The sequence below is a fragment of the Paenibacillus sp. D9 genome (assembly GCF_001188365.1).
Taxonomy (GTDB): domain Bacteria; phylum Bacillota; class Bacilli; order Paenibacillales; family Paenibacillaceae; genus Paenibacillus_O; species Paenibacillus_O humicus.
Map to the genome: position 1 here is coordinate 402,361 of NZ_JZEJ01000001.1, position 16,359 is coordinate 418,719.

The 16,359-nt window shown below is 59.0% G+C and carries 15 protein-coding genes; 11 read left to right on the top strand and 4 right to left on the bottom strand.

All coding sequences use genetic code 11. The features are described 5' to 3' along the window. Positions 1-203: 203 nt before the first annotated feature. Both VE23_RS01785 and VE23_RS01790 read left to right on the top strand, forming a co-directional pair. Positions 204-1,034: a transporter substrate-binding domain-containing protein gene (locus VE23_RS01785; protein ID WP_049867157.1), complete on the top strand. Its 831-nt coding sequence runs from the start codon at positions 204-206 to the stop codon at positions 1,032-1,034. Positions 1,035-1,226: 192 nt separating this feature from the next. Beyond that, positions 1,227-1,877: an amino acid ABC transporter permease gene (locus VE23_RS01790; RefSeq protein ID WP_048748236.1), complete on the top strand. Its 651-nt coding sequence runs from the start codon at positions 1,227-1,229 to the stop codon at positions 1,875-1,877. A 142-nt stretch (positions 1,878-2,019) separates the two neighbouring features. Here the strand turns inward: VE23_RS01790 and VE23_RS26905 are convergent, their stop codons facing one another. After that, the gene (locus VE23_RS26905) at positions 2,020-2,184 is read right to left on the bottom strand and encodes a hypothetical protein (protein WP_164763000.1); all 165 of its coding nucleotides are present in this window, start codon (positions 2,182-2,184) and stop codon (positions 2,020-2,022) included. A gap of 159 nt (positions 2,185-2,343) precedes the next feature. Between VE23_RS26905 and VE23_RS01795 the strand changes: the two genes are divergently transcribed. Next, the gene (locus tag VE23_RS01795; RefSeq protein WP_083436525.1) at positions 2,344-3,318 is read left to right on the top strand and encodes an SDR family oxidoreductase; all 975 of its coding nucleotides are present in this window, start codon (positions 2,344-2,346) and stop codon (positions 3,316-3,318) included. Between the two features lie 99 nt (positions 3,319-3,417). Here the strand turns inward: VE23_RS01795 and VE23_RS01800 are convergent, their stop codons facing one another. Next, positions 3,418-4,092 carry a hypothetical protein gene (locus tag VE23_RS01800; RefSeq protein WP_049867158.1) on the bottom strand — a complete coding sequence of 225 codons (675 nt, stop codon included), beginning with the start codon at positions 4,090-4,092 and terminating at the stop codon, positions 3,418-3,420. A 92-nt stretch (positions 4,093-4,184) separates the two neighbouring features. Further along, the gene (locus VE23_RS01805; protein WP_049867159.1) at positions 4,185-5,081 is read right to left on the bottom strand and encodes a LysR family transcriptional regulator; all 897 of its coding nucleotides are present in this window, start codon (positions 5,079-5,081) and stop codon (positions 4,185-4,187) included. Positions 5,082-5,184: 103 nt separating this feature from the next. Between VE23_RS01805 and VE23_RS01810 the strand changes: the two genes are divergently transcribed. The 6 genes from VE23_RS01810 (at position 5,185) to VE23_RS01835 (ending at position 13,168) form a co-directional block, all read left to right on the top strand. Then, positions 5,185-5,565, top strand: coding sequence for a CidA/LrgA family protein (locus tag VE23_RS01810; RefSeq protein ID WP_049867160.1), 381 nt, complete (start codon positions 5,185-5,187; stop codon positions 5,563-5,565). Then, positions 5,562-6,248, top strand: a complete 687-nt coding sequence (locus VE23_RS01815; RefSeq protein WP_048748230.1) for an LrgB family protein — start codon at positions 5,562-5,564, stop codon at positions 6,246-6,248. Before VE23_RS01810 ends, VE23_RS01815 begins: the two co-directional genes overlap by 4 nt. 108 nt (positions 6,249-6,356) lie before the next feature. Further along, positions 6,357-7,337 (top strand): phosphotransferase family protein, encoded by a 981-nt coding sequence (locus tag VE23_RS01820; protein WP_049869599.1) that lies wholly within the window; start codon positions 6,357-6,359, stop codon positions 7,335-7,337. A 196-nt stretch (positions 7,338-7,533) separates the two neighbouring features. Beyond that, positions 7,534-10,092 (top strand): beta-mannosidase, encoded by a 2,559-nt coding sequence (locus tag VE23_RS01825; RefSeq protein ID WP_049867161.1) that lies wholly within the window; start codon positions 7,534-7,536, stop codon positions 10,090-10,092. 438 nt (positions 10,093-10,530) lie between these two features. Further along, positions 10,531-12,537 carry a PAS domain-containing hybrid sensor histidine kinase/response regulator gene (locus VE23_RS01830; protein WP_049867162.1) on the top strand — a complete coding sequence of 669 codons (2,007 nt, stop codon included), beginning with the start codon at positions 10,531-10,533 and terminating at the stop codon, positions 12,535-12,537. Further along, the gene (locus tag VE23_RS01835) at positions 12,503-13,168 is read left to right on the top strand and encodes a pentapeptide repeat-containing protein (RefSeq protein WP_069202421.1); all 666 of its coding nucleotides are present in this window, start codon (positions 12,503-12,505) and stop codon (positions 13,166-13,168) included. The genes VE23_RS01830 and VE23_RS01835 overlap by 35 nt, the downstream gene beginning before the upstream one ends. Before the next feature lie 88 nt (positions 13,169-13,256). Here VE23_RS01835 and VE23_RS01840 read toward each other — a convergent pair whose 3' ends face one another. Next, complete coding sequence (locus tag VE23_RS01840) at positions 13,257-14,489, bottom strand: aminopeptidase (RefSeq protein ID WP_048748241.1); 1,233 nt, start codon at positions 14,487-14,489, stop codon at positions 13,257-13,259. 126 nt (positions 14,490-14,615) lie between these two features. Here VE23_RS01840 and VE23_RS01845 point away from each other — a divergent pair, with 126 nt between their 5' ends. Together VE23_RS01845 and VE23_RS01850 are read left to right on the top strand one after the other, a co-directional pair. After that, positions 14,616-15,224 carry a GNAT family N-acetyltransferase gene (locus VE23_RS01845; RefSeq protein ID WP_049867163.1) on the top strand — a complete coding sequence of 203 codons (609 nt, stop codon included), beginning with the start codon at positions 14,616-14,618 and terminating at the stop codon, positions 15,222-15,224. Further along, entirely contained in the window at positions 15,221-16,255 is a 1,035-nt protein-coding gene (locus tag VE23_RS01850; RefSeq protein WP_049867164.1) for a helix-turn-helix domain-containing protein, read from the top strand. The genes VE23_RS01845 and VE23_RS01850 overlap by 4 nt, the downstream gene beginning before the upstream one ends. The last annotated feature ends 104 nt before the right edge of the window (positions 16,256-16,359 follow it).

A 16,359-nucleotide genomic window follows, 5' to 3' on the forward strand; every position in this document is an offset into this window, starting at 1 on the left:
TGCATGGATCCGTAGTCAATGCAACGGACTTATGCACGCGGAGAACGTCCTGTTTAAGAGCTGTTATCGAAAAGCTGACATTGGCGTTATCGCCGATGTCAGCTTTTTTAATAAATACAAGCAAATAAAGAATTTAAATGGAAAATCATTCTAGCAATTCTCTAATTGCTGTTATATTATATGACACAAAAGGGGGATGAAAGATGGGAAAACGATCATGGATCTTAGGAGCCGCTGTGCTTGTCCTGGCATTGACGGCATGCGGAGATAAGGGGGACGAGGCTTCGGGAGATGGAAGCAGCGGGTCCGGCGGGGAAACGAAGGTGGTCAAAATCGCCACCGATGCGAGCTACGCCCCGATGGAGAGCATGGACAAGGATAAGATTGTCGGGCTGGATGTGGACTTCCTGGATGCCGTCATGAAGGAGGCCGGACTTTCCTACGAGCTGCAGAATACGGGCTGGGATCCGTTGTTCGCCGATTTGGGCAAGGGAGAGAAGAGCTCTTTTGATGCAGCCATATCCTCCATCTCGATTACGGAAGACCGCCAAAAGACATTCGACTTTTCCATTCCTTATTTTGAATCGGTCAATATGATCCTGACGAAGGAAGATGCCAAAGTTGCGGATGCGCTGGAATTGAAGGACAAGAAAGTCGCGGTACAAGGAGCGACGACGGCGGAAGACCTGATGAAGGGGATCATGGGAGACAGCAGCACCAGCCTGAAGCGGTTCGACAGCAATACGCTGGCGCTGATGGAGCTGGATCAGGGCGGCGTGGACGCGGTCGTCGCGGACTTCGCGGTCGTTCAAGCCTTCGTCCAGAACAACCCGGACATGCATTATGCGGCTGCCTATGACAAGACGAATTTTGCGCCGGAGTATTATGGAATCATGCTGCCCAAGGGAAGCGGCCTGAAGCCGAAAATCGATGCCGCTGTAGAGAAGGTGCGCGCGAGCGATGAATACAAGGCGATGTATAAGAAATGGATCGGCGTCGAGCCGGATACGACGGATCTGCTGAAGACGAAGTAAGCGCGGCAAAGACCGGGGCATGCGCATGCGGAAGCGTTGCTCCTGCTTTTTTGCGGACAAGCATTCTTTCCCGCGCTGGAGAGTCCCGAGGGGATCGGATTGCGGCGGTTCCAGCGGAATTGCCTTCGGAACGATCTTCTTGCCATCCGTTATGGCCAAGGATGCGACAACGTAGAGATAGGGGCGCTGCCTGTGAAGTTCGACTTCGGCATCGTATGGGATTATCTTCCTTTATTGATCAGGGGAACCGGCATGACCATCGGAATTTCCCTGCTGGCGATTCTATTGGGGGCGGTTCTGGGCTTGTTGATCGGCTTTGGGAAAATGTCGGATCGGTGGTATTTCAGCTGGCCGGCCAGCGGGTATATCCATGCCTTCCGCGGAACCCCGCTCATCCTGCAGATTCTGATCACGCATTTCATCGTGGTCCCTATGTTTCTCGGAACGACTCAGGCAGCCGTCGCAGCTGTTGCGGCATTGTCCCTGAACTCCGCCGCATACACAGGGGAAATATATCGAGCCGGCATTCAATCCATCGATCCGGGGCAGAAAGAGGCGGCGCTCTCCCTCGGAATGAACCGCTACCAGACGATGCGCTTCATCATCCTGCCGCAAGCGGTCAAGAGGATGATACCGGCATTCGGCAACGAATTCATCGTGCTTGTCAAGGACTCGTCGCTGGTAGCCTATATCGCCGTTCCTGAGCTTATGTACTGGAGCAATGCGATGAAAGGACAGTATCTGAAGGTGTGGGAGCCTTACCTGACTGCTGCCGTCATCTACCTCATCCTCACGTACCTGCTGAGCAAGCTTCTTCATTTCGCCGAACGGAAAGCGGCATAAGCTTCTTTTTGCGTCGAATGTGACGCGGCAAAGCAGCGAATGCCATCGAGTCGGACAGGCGGATGTCCGCTCGATGGAAGGGAAGCGAAGAAACCCGGCGCCTCGGACAGCGCCGGGTTTCTTCGTCTGCCGCGGAAGCCTCTCAAGCGACCGGATACTCCGATTCCAGGCGGGGATTGGCGTAGAAGGGCGGTCGGATGGCGATGAGCGGCAGCGCGAATTTATACGGGGCGTAGACCACTTCGACTGTTTCCTTGGAATAGGGAATGAGCAGCAGCTTGATGCTCTCGTCATAATAGTAGTTCACATTGATCTCCTCCTGTAGGGCCATGTTGCTGCCTGATACTATATTCCATTCGGAGCCATCCGGGCACTTCGGATACGATTGAGCCGGGTGGGCAGGCACGGCAGGCGCCCATAGCCCATAGGCTATGGATACAAGAAGGTTCAGGAGGTAGGACGCGGCATGAGTGAAGAAAAAGACGACGGCCTGAGCGAAATCCGGGACTTGCAGGAATGGTTCGAGAACTGCAAGCAAAGCGGTTATCCGCTGTATCCGGCCTACGGCAAGATTACCCGCTACGAGGATGTGCAGATCAGCTTTCCGGAGCAGCGCCAGCTGTTCCAGCCGGGTCTGGAGAAGCTTATGGTGCCGCGCCCGATCATCGAGAATCCCCATTACAAAGGCAGCGGCAAGCTCGAAGGCAAGGTCGCGCTGATTACGGGCGGAGACAGCGGCATGGGAGCTGCCGTCGCCATCGCCTTCGCCAAGGAAGGGGCGGATGTCGCGATCTCCTATCTCGACGAGCATGAGGACGCCGGCCGCACCAAGGCTCGCGTGGAGCATTTTGGAGGCCGCTGCCTGCTGCTGCCCGGCGATCTTCGAGACAAGGGCCACTGCAAGGATATCGTCGCCAAGACAGTCGAGGCGTTCGGCTGCCTGAACATTCTCGTGAACCATGTGGGCATCCAGTTCCAGCAAAACGAGCTGACGGATATTACGGATGAGCAGTTCGACGAGACGTTCAAGGTCAACATCTACTCCCACTTCTATACAACGAGGGCTGCGCTTCCGCATCTGAAGGCGGGAGATTCCATCATCAACACCGCCTCGGTCGTCCCCTACGTCGGGGAGAAGCTGCTCATGGACTACACGGCATCCAAGGCCGCGATCGTCGGTTTCACGCGGGCGCTGGCCAAAAACCTGGCGAAAAAAGGCATCCGCGTCAACGCCGTCGCCCCCGGGCCGATCTGGACGCCGCTCATTCCATCGAGCTTCTCCGCCGATCAGGTGGCCGTATTCGGAACGGACACTCCGATGGGCCGGCCGGGCCAGCCGTTCGAGCTCGCTCCGACCTGGGTATACCTCGCTTCCGACGATTCCCGCTATGTGACGGCGCAGGTGCTGCATGTAGACGGCGGCCTGTCGACGAATTCCTGAGCCGCTGCGGCTGCTGTCAGAGCGGCTCTGGCGTCCTAAATAAACAGCCGATCCCAGTTATTAGGGGTCGGCTGTTGCGTCTGGGACCGGGGCGGGGGGTCAGCCTCGCTCCATGGCGGACATCATGCCCAGCAGCTTGCCGGCGACTTCGTGGACGAAGGCGGCGGTTTCTTGAGGCGAGAGGAAACGGAACTCGTAATCGCCGCCCCAATCCTGCTGGAAAGCATGGCCTGTGTAATAGGCGGCGATCCGGTCGATCTGCTTCTGGATCTGTCCAGGGGGGAAGATGTCCAGGTAGTCGGGGAAATCGCGGACGCTGCTGAAGCAGCGGGTGAAGATGTTGGCGGGCTCCTTCTCCAGATACAGGAAGTCGGCTCCATACCAGTCGCTTTTCAGCCGGGAGGTGCGGTCCGGCGTTCCTTCAAGAGCTTGCGTGGCAGGCTCCCTTCTTTTGCGCTTCTGGAGCTCGATCCATTCGACGTCGGTCAGCAGATGGCAATAACAGCCGATCAGGAACGCGGTTCGGGGATTCATGGCATCCGCTTGATCTACTCCTTCCGGCAGGAACGCTTTCAGGAACCGATCCGGGTGAATCATTTTGTCGGCGTCCAAGAAATGGGTCACGGACTTGGGGGGCCGGAACTGCCCCGTGCCGAGATCGGGCAGGCCGCAGTCCGGGCCGATGTGGCCGACGACGAACTCCGGCACGCTGGCCTTGAATCCGCTCTTCAGCATTTGATCCGCGATGCGAAAATGGGTCATCCACGTTGCCATGCCAGCCTCCAATAATCCCGTTGCACGGGAGGATGATTTCCTGACGAGGCTTGTCCGGAAAAAGTTCCGGATGCTACCATTTCTGCCTGCATCTACTTCGGGGCGGAATGGCCGAAATGCTCCCTGGCGTACCGGATCCACTCCCGTGCGGCAAAGCTCAGGTATTGCCCCCGCCGCCAGATCATGACGATATTCCATCCGATCGACGGATTCACGAGCGGGACCGCCGCGACTCGGGAAGGGTCCAGCCTGCGGCAGATCGATTCCGGCAAGAGGGCGATGCCAAGGCCCTCGGCGGCCATCTCGTAGATGAGATCCCACTGCGAGCTTTCCATCAGGACGCGGGGACGAAAGCCGAGGGCGTCGCATTGCTCGTAGATTTTGGCGTGAAGGGCGAAGTCCTCCCGGTACATGACGAAGGCTTCCTCGCGAAGCTCCTGCAAGGACAGCTCTGGCCGTCCGGCGAGAACGTGGCCGCGCTCCATGACGACGCATAGATTCTCCTGAAGAATCGGGAACGAGTCGAACAGATCCTCGCGTACCGGCGCCAGCACGAGGCCTGCATCCAGCAATCCTTCCGCCACCTCCGATTCCACCCGGATCGCGCCATGCTCCTCCAGTCCGATGGACAGGCCTGGATGCTCCTGCAGAAACATGCGTACGACCTTGGGAAAGACGGTGGCTCCAACCATCGGGGGCAGGCCGATGCGGATCCAGCCGCTCTTGAAGCCGGAGAGTTCGGCGAGCTCCGATTTCAGGCTTCCCGCCAGCCGGACGATGTCCTGCGATTGGGACAAGATGGCCTGGCCGGCATCCGTCAGCTTGATTTTCCGGCCATTGCGGACAAAGAGCGGCGTTCCCAGCTCCTGTTCGAGCTGGGCGATCGTCTTGCTGATCGTCGGCTGTGTAACATGAAGAGCCTCGGCGGCTCTAGTGAAGCTTTCCTGCTTGGCGATTTCGAGCATGTATTCCAGATGGCGCAGCTCCATGGTTCCTCCTTATGTCATAGACAGATGGAATGCGAGCGATTCCTATTATTCATTTTACGTATAATCGCATGGGGAATAAACTGGGAGCAGGAGGGATTTTGACATGAATTTCGCCAACTTGCTGCGCGGAGCTGCGCAGATGCTCTTTTTCGTCGCCATTTACGAGGCTATGACGCTGCTGTCCTCCGCCCTGTCTCTGCATATGCCGGGAAGCGTCCTGGGGCTGGCCCTCGTGTTCATTCTGCTGCGGACCGGGGTGATCAAGTTAGGCTGGATCGAGCTCGGAGCCGGATGGCTGCTCGCCGAGATGCTGCTCTTCTTCATCCCGCCTGCCGCCGGGCTCATCCAATTCGGCTCGCTGCTTGCCGGCAGCGGCCTCCAGATCCTGCTCGTCATCCTCGTCAGCAGCGTAATCGTTATGATCAGCGCGGGAGGACTTGCCCAGCTGGCAGGCCGCCGCCGGGAGAGAGCGGAAGAGCGATGAGCATTCTCGCAGCTGCCGCCTTCATCGTCATGACCGTGCTGGTGTACGGAGGGAGCAAGCTGGCGCATCGGCGCTGGCGCAATCTGATCCTGTCTCCTTTGATATTAACGCCGGTTGCGATCATGGCCATTCTAGCCCTATGCCGGATTCCCTATGAAACCTATAACGAGGGAGGCCGCTGGCTGAGCGCTATGGTCGGTCCGGCGACGGTCGCGCTTGCCGTGCCGCTGCACAAAAATGCGGCTCTGCTGAAAAAGCATGCGCTTGAAATCTCGGCCGGGGTAGCTGCCGGCTGGATGACGGGAACGGCTGCCGCGCTCGGAATCTGCCGGCTCTTCCATCTCGACCGCGCGCTCGCGGACTCGCTCCTGCTCCGGGCGACCACGACGCCGATCGCACTTGCCGTCAGCGGCATGATCGGCGGAATCTCGACCTTGACCGCCGTATTCGTTCTGATCACCGGCATTTTGGGCACGGTGCTCGGCCCGCTCGTGATCCGCTGGACGCGGATACGCAGCGAAGTGGCCCAGGGGGTGCTGATGGGCAGCAGCGCCCATACGGCCGGGGCCCACAAAGCATTCGAGCTCGGAGCCGTGCCGGGCTCCATCGCCAGCGTGTCCATGCTTTTGAGCGCGTTCCTTTCCTTGTTCCTGATTCCCCTGGTTGCCGGCTTCGCGGCTTGACGGAAGGGGAGAGACGGCTCCGCGGATACAGGCCGGCACGCTCTGGTTTCATATCCGGCCGGCCGCCAGGATGCAATTCCACGAGAGACAGGAGGATGCATGGGGGAGATGACAACGACGATTTATTTTTCAACGAACAAGCTGGGGGACGTAACATCGGAGCAGCTGCAGAAGGCGCTCGACCGGTTCTCGCTCGGCCGGCTTCGAGGCTGCCGCCGCACGGCGAGCGGGGCCGGAGGCCAGACGCTGTTCCTGGAGTCCGACGTAGGGGAGTTCGTGCTTAAGGGCAATCCTTTGTATAAGGGACAGCTGAGCGAGGAACGGTACTTCGTAACGGAGCTGCTGCAGCGCGGACTTCCCGTCCCGGCTCCATACCGGATGGATGAACGATCGGATATTTTCGGCTGGCCGTATGCCGTCATGCCGAGGCTGCCGGGCATCCATCCCCGGGACCTCTCGCTCGAAGACGAGGGAAGCCTGCGCAAGCTCAGCGGCATGCTGGCGCAGACGCTCCTCCGAATGCACGAATGGAAATCGGAAAGCTGCGGGGAATGGATTCCCGCCTCAAGAGAAGTCGAGCCGTTTCCTGTCTCCTACCGGGATTGGCTGTACGGGCGGATCCGCCACTGGCTTCGGGATGCGCAGAATTACGCGCCGGTGGCGGCGGAGGATTGGGCGTGGACGGAAGAAATCCTCGATGCCGCAACGGATTCCTTCGACGGCTTCGACCGGCCCGTCTATGTCATGGGAGATTTCAAGTTCGACAATCTGCTGGTCCGCCGCAACGGCGATCAGTGGGAGCTGAGCGGCCTGTTCGATTTCACAAACGGCTACTTCGGAGATGGGGCAGCCGATCTGCCCAAGATCGCGACCCAGTTCATCGACCGCGGCAGATCCGATCTCGCCGAGCGGTTCGTTCTGGCGTATCGGGACGGGCTTGCCGATAAGGAAGGGTTCGATCAGAGAATCAAGGTCCATACGCTTCATCAAAAGATTCTGGATTGGGGCTGCTTCCATGCGATCGGAGCGGTCAGCTGGAATCCGGAGTGGACGTTCCGGGAATGGGCGTTCCGCTACATAATGCACTAAGCGCTTTCTGTCCCGGCGCCGCTTTGACCCCTCAAAAAACCCGCTCACCTGAGAGAGGGTTTTTTCCCTTCGATTCGTGGCTTGACGAAACTACCTAACGCCGTTATGATTGGCGCGAAATCAAGTGCGTGTTATCCTAACAAACCTAACAAATTAGTTTTGGAAGCGTTTAAAGCGAATAGGGAGGATTGGCATCATGACATCGATCGTCATCGGAAGCTGGACGTTCAGAGCGGCTGGCCGGGAGGAAGCATGGATGGAAGCGAAAGTTCCAGGCTGTGTCCATACCGATCTGCTGCGCAACGGAAACATCGAGGATCCCTTCTATGGAACGAATGAACACCGGCTCCAGTGGATCGACAAGCAGGACTGGGAATACGCGGCTGAGTTCGACGCGGCAGCGGAGCAGCTCGACGATGACTTCGTCCAGCTCGTGTTCGAAGGACTGGATACGTACGCGGACGTTACGCTGAACGGATCCCGCCTGTTGTCGGCGGACAATATGTTCCGCATCTGGAAGGCCGAAGTGAAAGGCCTCCTCAAGGAGAGCGGCAACAAGCTCCATATCCGCTTCCGCTCGCCCGTCAACGAGGATCTGCCGAAGCTGGAGCGGCTCGGCTATGCGCTTCCGGCGACGAACGACCAGTCCGAGCTTGGCGGCCTTGGCGACAAGCGAATCAGCGTTTTCGCCCGCAAAGCCCCCTATCATTACGGCTGGGACTGGGGACCGCGCTTCGTGACGAGCGGCATTTGGCGTCCGGTCCGTCTGGAGAGCTGGTCGGGCGTCCGCATCTCCGATCTGTTCATTCGGCAGGACGCCGTCTCGGCCGAAGCGGCGGAGGTGACGGCGGTCGTCACGGTGGAAGCCGCTGCCTCGGGTCCCTCGACGATGGTTGTAACCGTAGAAGGCCGGGAGCACAGACTTGAAGCGGAGCTGGAGACGGGAGTCCAAACGCTGGAGCTCCCGATCCGGATCGAGCAGCCGCGGCTCTGGTGGAGCCGCGGGCTCGGCGAAGCGTCCCTCACGGAATTCCAGGCCAGGGTTGACAAGCAGGACGGAGCAGCCGACTCCAGGACGGTCCGGACCGGACTGCGTTCCGTCCGTCTGGTGCGCGACCGCGACGAAGCCGGCACCTCGTTTTACTTCGAGCTGAACGGCGTCGCCGTATTCGCCAAGGGAGCGAACCATATTCCGAACGACAGCTTCGTCTCGGAAGTGACGGAGGACCGTTACCGCCATGAGATCTTGTCCGCGGCCGAAGCGAACATGAACATGCTGCGCATATGGGGCGGCGGTATTTACGAGCAGGATATTTTCTACGACCTGTGCGACGAGCACGGCATCATGGTCTGGCAGGACTTCATGTTCGCCTGCAGCATGTATCCCGGCGACGAAGCCTTCCTGGACAACGTTCGCGCGGAGGCTGAGGACAATGTCAGGCGCCTGCGCAATCATCCGTCCATCGTGCTCTGGTGCGGCAACAACGAGATCGATTCCGCCTGGGCCCACTACGACGAGAACGGCGGCTGGGGCTGGAAAAAGGACTACACGCCGGAGCAGCGGGAGAGCATCTGGGCCGACTATGAAGCCATCTTCCACAAGCTGCTTCCGGATGCGGTAGAGCGGCTGTCGCCGGGCATCGGGTATTGGCCTTCCTCGCCGCTCATCAGCCTTACCGAGGATGCGGGCCAGCATGCCTACCCGGAATCTGCGGCCGGGGACGTCCATTATTGGGGCGTTTGGCACGCCGTAGAGCCGTTCGAGAACTACAAGCTCAAGATCGGCCGCTTCATCAGCGAGTACGGCTTCCAGTCCTTCCCGGAATACAGATCGGTGCGCTCCTTCGCCGAGGAAGCCGATATGGAGCTGCTGTCCACCGTCATGCTCGCCCATCAGAAGAACGGAGCCGGCAACAGGCTCATCAAGGAATATATGGACATGTATTTGCCGGAGCCGAAGGACTTCCCGGCCTTCCTCTACGAGAGCCAGATTCTGCAGGCTGAAGCGATGAAGATGGCGATTGAAGCGCATCGGCGCCGCCGCCCTTACTGCATGGGCACCCTTTACTGGCAGATGAACGATTGCTGGCCGGTCGCCTCCTGGGCGGGCATGGATTATTTCGGCCGCTGGAAAGCGATGCACTATTACGCCAAGCGCAGCTTCCGGGACGTTCTGCTCTCCGCAGACAGGACCGGCACGGGAATCGATCTCCATCTGGTGAACGATTTGCAGGCATCGCTGCAAGGCACCCTCAAGGTCAGCCTGCTGGATTTCTCCGGGCTCACGCTTGCCGAGCGCGAAGTGCCGGCTGCGGCGGCAGGAGGCCAATCGCGGCTGCTGCTCTCGCTTGCAGGCGAAGAGCTTCTGCCGGAAAGCGCTGCCTCCGATTCCGTTCTGGTGACGGCGGAGCTGGTTGCCGAAGACGGGTCGCTGCTTGCCGCAGCCTCCGCCTTCCTCGAAGGCGACCGCCAGCTTGCGCTTGCCCCGGCATCGATCCATGTGGAAGAGATCGAGGGCAGCGGCGGCAGCCGCTTCCGCGTCAGCGCCAGCCGTCTGGCTAGAGCGGTATGGCTGCAGAGCGACCGCGAAGGCATATTCAGCGACAACTTCTTCGACCTGGTGCCGGGGCGCCCGGTGACGGTGGCGTTCAAGGCGCTGAAGCCTGGCGCAGTGCGTTATGAGGCTGCCGACGCCGGGCGGGTGACGGCCTCGTCCATGGGGGATGCGGTGAAAGCCCTCGCCGCGAAAGGCTGAGCAAGGCAGTCAGGCCGTGCTGTTCGGCTGTCGCTCTGACAGCGGAACAGCCCTTTTCCCTCCATTTGTGCCCGGATACAGAACTTTCTTCCCGAAAAGCGCCAAGGCGAATAAGCTGCCGCGGCGTTTTTGGCGTCCTGTCGAACATTGACGTTCTCTGACGAGTGGCGGTAAAATCCAGTAAGATCGGCTTGTTCATTTTTAAGGCATGACAGACTTCTCCAGGGCGCTTGCGCTGGGATGGATTCAAGGATTCCGGGTAAAAAGGACGGACGGCCGGAGCGGAGATGCGCACTCCTTCATACGGTCCGCAGGGACTAGCCCGCTAGTGGACCTATGACGCCAGCGGCGGCAATCTCCTTCATTCGTCAGGTTTCCCTTTCGAGATGCAGGTAGTACAATGTTTGCACATACGAGAAAGTTGAAAAGGAGAACCTTATGAGCGAAGAGAGCCTCTTTTCCCCGATAGAACCTGACGGCAAGCGGACAAGACTCCAAGCGGAGGAGCCGGGACTGCCGCAGTACAAATCCGTCGTGCTTCATAATCCCCATCCGCTCGTCATGATGGATTCTTCCTGGAGAATCTCCATCGTGAATCCGGCGTTCACCGAGCAGCTCGGCTGGTCCCAGAATGAGGTGGCGGGCATGGATGCGATTGAATTCAGAACTCTGCTGATGCCCCAGTCGGACATCGACCTGGAACGGTTCGGCGCAGGCGGATCGGAGCCGGTCTCCTATGAAACTCAATGCCGAAGCCGGAGCGGCAAGACAATCAGCCTGGAAGTCGTCTTTTTCCCATTGAAAGCGGAAAACGGAACCATTTGCGGATACCTGTTCTCCCTGATGGACATATCCGCCCGCAAGGAAGCCGAGCTTAAGCTGCAGGAGACGATCGAGAGATATACCTCGCTCAAGAAATACAACCATGATGCCGTCATATCCCTGGATCTGAAGGGCTGTTTCATTCATTGCAACGCCGTCGCCGAAAGGCTGCTCGGCATGCATGCCGAAGAGCTTGTCGGCAAGGACTTTTCTCCCTTTGTCAAAGTGCCGGATATCCGCTCCGTATTGGCGGATTCGCACGAAGGCGACTCGGTTGAGCGGCGGATCAGCGAAATCGTGAATCGCAACGGAAAGGCGGCTGAGATTCTGACCTCCGTCGCCCCGATCATCATCAACCAACGGATCATGGGCTACTATCTGATCGCCAAGGATATCACCGAGCAGAAGAAGCTGCTCATCGAGAAGGAGGCTGCGGAGTCGACGACCCGCGCCAAAAGCGACTTCCTGGCGATGATGAGCCATGAAATCCGCACGCCGATGAACGGGGTGATCGGCATGACGCAGCTGCTGCTGGATTCGCCCGATCTGAGCGACGAGCAGCGCAGCTTTGTCGAGATCATCCGGCAGAGCGGGCAATCGCTGCTGACGATCATCAACGACATTCTGGACTTTACGAGAATCGAGGCCGGCAAGACGGCTATGGCCAAGGCTCCGTTCAGCATCCGGGAGCTCGCAGCCGAGAGCGTATCCGTCCTGATGCCGGAAATTCTCGAGAAGAGGCTGTCCATCGATTCCAAGGTCGACGGCGATGTCCCGGACATGCTGTTCGGCGACGGGGGCAAGCTGAGGCAAGTGCTGCTGAACATGCTCGGCAATGCCGTCAAATTCACGGATTCCGGCGGTGTCAGCCTTCACATCTCGCGGAAGGAATCGACCGGTGCCGGCGTCCTGCTCCTCATCAAGATCCGGGATACGGGAATCGGAATTCCCGCCGATGCGCTGCCGCTCCTGTTCAATCCTTTCAGCCGACTGGACAACTTCATGACCCGCAAGGTGGAGGGCAGCGGCCTTGGCCTTGCCATATCCAAGAAGTTCGTCGAGCTGATGGGCGGAACGATCGGAGTGGAAAAGGTGGACGGGCCTGGAGCTTGCTTCGCCTTCACGGTCAAGCTGGAACGGAGCTCTGAGCAGGCGGCTCGGGCCGAACAGGCCGAAGCCGGAGCGGAAGAATCCCGTTCCTTCAAGATCCTGATCGGCGAGGATAACGAAGTGAACCAGATGGTTCTGCAGAAGATGCTGGTCAAGCTCGGCCACGAGGTGGAGGTCGTCGGCAACGGTACGGAAGTGGTGGAAGCTTTCCGCAAGGACGACGGCGGATACGACATGATTTTCATGGATGTGCTCATGCCGGACATGGACGGGATGGAAGCGACCCGACATCTGCGCAGCCTATCGGAAAACGAGGATACGCCTTATATCGTCGCGGTTACAGCCAATGCGCTCAAAGGGGACAGGGAAGCCTGCCTAGCTGGCGGCATGAACGACTACATCAGCAAGCCGATCCGCAAGGAATCGCTCTTGCAGGCGCTGGAGCGTTACCGGCTGCAGAGGGCGAGAGGAGACAAGCATGGTCAAGACAGCAATCGGTACCGGCAAGTTTAAGCTGGAGAAGCCGAGACTTGCAGAAGCCGGTCTCGAGCAGCCCGTTCATCCCTTGTTTGCGGATTCAGGCAGCTTTCATGAAAATCTGCTTGTACGCGAGGCGGCCGTGGAGGAACGGAATACGGAGCGCTCGGTTGCGGAACGGATTCTGTGGCAGCATGTCACGTTCACGGATTGCCGTCTAGACAGGCTGGAGCTGACGGATTGCCGGTTCGAGAATTGCGATCTGTCCAACATCCGTCTTGACGAGGCGGTGCTTCATCGGGTAGAGTTCCACAGCTGCAAGCTTGTAGGCGCGGATCTGTCGGGGGCGGTGCTGCGCAATGTTCTTTTTGAAGACTGCCAGGCGGATTATGCCTCCTTCCGGTTCGGCAGCTTCAAGCAGGTCAAGTTCAGCGGCAGCAGCTTGAACCATGCGGACTTGTACCGGTCGGAGCTGTCCAAGACGGTATTCGAGGACGTACAGCTGGACAAGGCCCAGCTGTCCGGAACCCGCCTGTCCGGAATCGATCTCAGCTCCTGCGAGTTCCATCATCTCGGCGTCGAGATGGAGGATCTGAAGGGCTGCATCATCGCGCCTGCCCAGGCGATCCTGTTCACGAGAATTTTCGGACTGGTCGTCAAGGAGTAGCCTCCTGCCCAGAGCATGAAGAAGGACCGGACGCGAGCAGACATGCTCGCGTCCGGTCCTTTTTTTGGCGGGACGAGATCGGTTTCCTTTAGAACGCCCAGTTGCCGCCGCGGAAGATCGGCTCCAGGCTGCCGTCCTCGAGGATGCCGTCGATATCCATTTCGGCGGAGCCGATCATGAAGTCGACATGGGTCATGCTCGTGTTCAGCCCTTTTTCCTTCAGCTCGTCCTGGGACATGCCCTTGCCGCCTTCAATGTTGAAGGCATAGGCGCTGCCGAGCGCAAGATGGTTGGAGGCGTTCTCGTCGAAGAGCGTATTGAAGTACAGAATGTTGGAGCGGGAAATAGGGGAATCGTAAGGCACGAGAGCGACTTCGCCGATCCGGCGCGCGCCTTCGTCCATCTCGAGCAGTCCTTCCAGAGCGGCAAGCCCTTTCTCCGCCTCGGCCTTCACTACGCTGCCGTTCTCGAACGTCAGCTTGAAGTTGTCGATGATGGTGCCCCCGTAGCTGAGCGGCTTGGTGCTGGATACATAGCCGCTTACGCCGTCGGCCTTGGCCGCTGTGAACACTTCCTCCGTAGGAAGGTTGGCTACGAATTGGTTGCCTTGGATATTGTGGCTGTCCGCCGCGACCCACAGATGGCCTTCCGGAAGCTCGATCGTCAGATCCGTTCCCGGGGCGGTGTAATGCAGCTTTTTGTATTTGCGCGAGTTGAGATGCTCCGACTTGGCGTTCAGGCTGGCGATATGCTCCTTCCAGGCGGCGACCGGATCGTCGAGATCGGCGCGCACGGCTTTGAGGATGGACGTCCACAGGCTGCTGTACTGCTCTTCTTCCGTCGATCCCGGGAACACCTTCTTCGCCCATGCTTTGGACGGCGCCGCGACGACGCACCAGCTGAATTTGTCGGACTGCATCATCTGGCGGTATGTAGAGAGGGCTTTGCCGTAGGTTTTCTGGTGGTTGATGATACGCTCCTGGGCGACTCCCTTAAGCAGATCCGGATCGGAAGAAACGACGCTGATGACAGCCGCGCCTTCCTGGACAAGCTCCAGCATTTCCCCGGCATACCATTTGGGCTCGTCGAGGAACGCTTCGTCCGGCGCCAGCTCATAGCGCAGGCGGGCAAGCGTGTCGTCGTTCCAGTTGACCTTGACGGAACGGGCTCCTGCTCCGTACGCTTTTTTGGCGATCAGGCGAACGAGGTCCGCGGCATCGAGAGACGCGTTGATGACCAGTCTCTGGCCGGGCTGGATTTGGACGCCGACCTGAACGATCAAATCCGCATACCGCTCGATTTGCTCTTTCAGTTTGGTCATGTTGATTCCTCCATTCATTGTGCGGGTTCCTGATTATTGTACACGATCTGTTCCGAAAAATGAAAATGCCATGCTAAGATGGGAAGACCAAACCGCCTTGCCGGCGCCTGAAAGGAGAGGAACGTCTTGTTCTCCTGCCAATTGAACCCCGACCTGGAGCTGAGGCTTCTCGAGACGCGGTACGCGCGTCCCTTGTTCCGGACCGTCCAGCGGAACCGGAATTATCTGAACGAATGGCTTCCCTGGGTCAAGCATATCGAGAATGTCGACGACATGAAGGATTACATTGAATTCGAGCAGAAAAGAAGGGAGCTTCAGCAAGGCTTCTCCGCAGTCATCCTCGAGGGAGGAAATCCCGTCGGCGTCGTCAGCTACCAGGAGCTCGACTGGCGCAACCGCAAGGCTTCGCTCGGATATTGGCTGAGCGCCGATTGCCAGGGAAGAGGAATCATGACGATTGCCTGCAAGGAAATGGTCCAGTATGCCATCGTGACGCTCGAAATGAACCGGGTCGAAATCAGGACCCGGTCGGACAATGCCCGCAGCCGGAGTGTCGCTGATAGGCTGGGCTTCTCGCTTGAAGGCCTGCTCAGGCAGGAGGAGCGGAGCGGAGCTTCCTATTACGACCATGCTGTCTACGGCATGGTCGCCTCGGAGTGGGACCGGCACAAAAGAGAACGCCGGAAAGCGGCCGGTGACGGCTATGTCGAAGCGGCCGCAGCGGAGGAGGCATGACTCCGGCCGGGGCAAGCAGCTTCTACGATGCCGTGCTGACGAGCGAACATCTCGAGCCGGAGGTGACCGCCTATTATTTCAAGCGCTGGAACGGGTATGAGATGGACTTCCACCGTCATGATTCCATGGAGATCATGTATGTCATCGAAGGATCCTGCCAGGTGCAGACGAGAGAGATGAGGCATCGGGAAGACGGCATGCTGAGGCGGGGAGAGCTGGTGCTGCTCGATGCGGGCACGGAGCATCGGCTGATCGTCGACGCCGCCAAGGGCTGCCGCATGCTGAACGTGGAGTTCCGCTTCCGGCCGGCCGAGGGTCCGAATCTCTCGGTCCGAGCGCTGGCGGAGGCGGAGGCGTCTGTGCGCAGCCTGCTTTCCCGCGCGCAGCCGCGCATCGTCATGAAGGATACCGATGAATGCTTCCATATTCTCCGCTGCCTCGTTCTGGAGCTGGATCAGCAAGGCATGGAAGGAAACCGGCTCACTGGCCTCCTGTTCGGCCAGCTGATCATCCGCATTGCCCGGCTGGCGGAGAAGAGCCTGGAAGACGGAGCGGAACGGCTGGTTTCCTACATCGGCCGATGCAAGGACTTCATCCACGAGCATATGGATCGGGAGCTGCAGCTGAGGGACATCGCCGCCGAGGTCAACCTTCACCCGAACTATTTGCAGCGGATCTTCAGGAAGGCGGAGGGAATGTCTGTCGGAGCCTATCTGTCGGCGGTCCGCTATGAGAAGGCGAAGCAGCTGCTTGCCCGGACCGCGATTCCGGTATCCGATCTATGGGATTATGTCGGGCTCGGCAGCCGGTCCTACTTCCATGCCTGGTTCCGCAAGCTTGCCGGGATGACGCCGAGCGAATACCGGCAGAGCAGTCTCGCCGACAGCAGGGATCCTTCCGCCTATAGCAGAAATCCATCCGCCGTCGGCAAGGATTCATTTGACGAAGGCAGGGATCCATCCGCCGTCGGCAAGGATTCATCCGACGACAACAGGGCTTCATCCCCGGAAGGCAGGGACGGATCCCCGTGAGGGACAGGACAGGTTTCGATTTCTGACATCTGCGCCACCAGACGGTTCCGTTATCGATAACGCTTAATCCCCCGCGCCTGCTACACTCTATCCATAGGCATCAT

Bases quoted from the DNA above. Each gene is read 5' to 3' on its own strand.
- VE23_RS01830 (WP_049867162.1), top strand. From the start codon at position 10,531: ATGAGCGAAGAGAGCCTCTTTTCCCCGATAGAACCTGACGGCAAGCGG.
- VE23_RS01815 (WP_048748230.1), top strand. From the start codon at position 5,562: ATGAGCATTCTCGCAGCTGCCGCCTTCATCGTCATGACCGTGCTGGTG.
- VE23_RS01825 (WP_049867161.1), top strand. From the start codon at position 7,534: ATGACATCGATCGTCATCGGAAGCTGGACGTTCAGAGCGGCTGGCCGG.
- VE23_RS01785 (WP_049867157.1), top strand. From the start codon at position 204: ATGGGAAAACGATCATGGATCTTAGGAGCCGCTGTGCTTGTCCTGGCA.
- VE23_RS01820 (WP_049869599.1), top strand. From the start codon at position 6,357: ATGACAACGACGATTTATTTTTCAACGAACAAGCTGGGGGACGTAACA.
- VE23_RS01810 (WP_049867160.1), top strand. From the start codon at position 5,185: ATGAATTTCGCCAACTTGCTGCGCGGAGCTGCGCAGATGCTCTTTTTC.
- VE23_RS01800 (WP_049867158.1), bottom strand. From the start codon at position 4,092: ATGGCAACGTGGATGACCCATTTTCGCATCGCGGATCAAATGCTGAAG.
- VE23_RS01795 (WP_083436525.1), top strand. From the start codon at position 2,344: ATGAGTGAAGAAAAAGACGACGGCCTGAGCGAAATCCGGGACTTGCAG.
- VE23_RS01805 (WP_049867159.1), bottom strand. From the start codon at position 5,081: ATGGAGCTGCGCCATCTGGAATACATGCTCGAAATCGCCAAGCAGGAA.
- VE23_RS01835 (WP_069202421.1), top strand. From the start codon at position 12,503: ATGGTCAAGACAGCAATCGGTACCGGCAAGTTTAAGCTGGAGAAGCCG.
- VE23_RS01840 (WP_048748241.1), bottom strand. From the start codon at position 14,489: ATGACCAAACTGAAAGAGCAAATCGAGCGGTATGCGGATTTGATCGTT.
- VE23_RS01850 (WP_049867164.1), top strand. From the start codon at position 15,221: ATGACTCCGGCCGGGGCAAGCAGCTTCTACGATGCCGTGCTGACGAGC.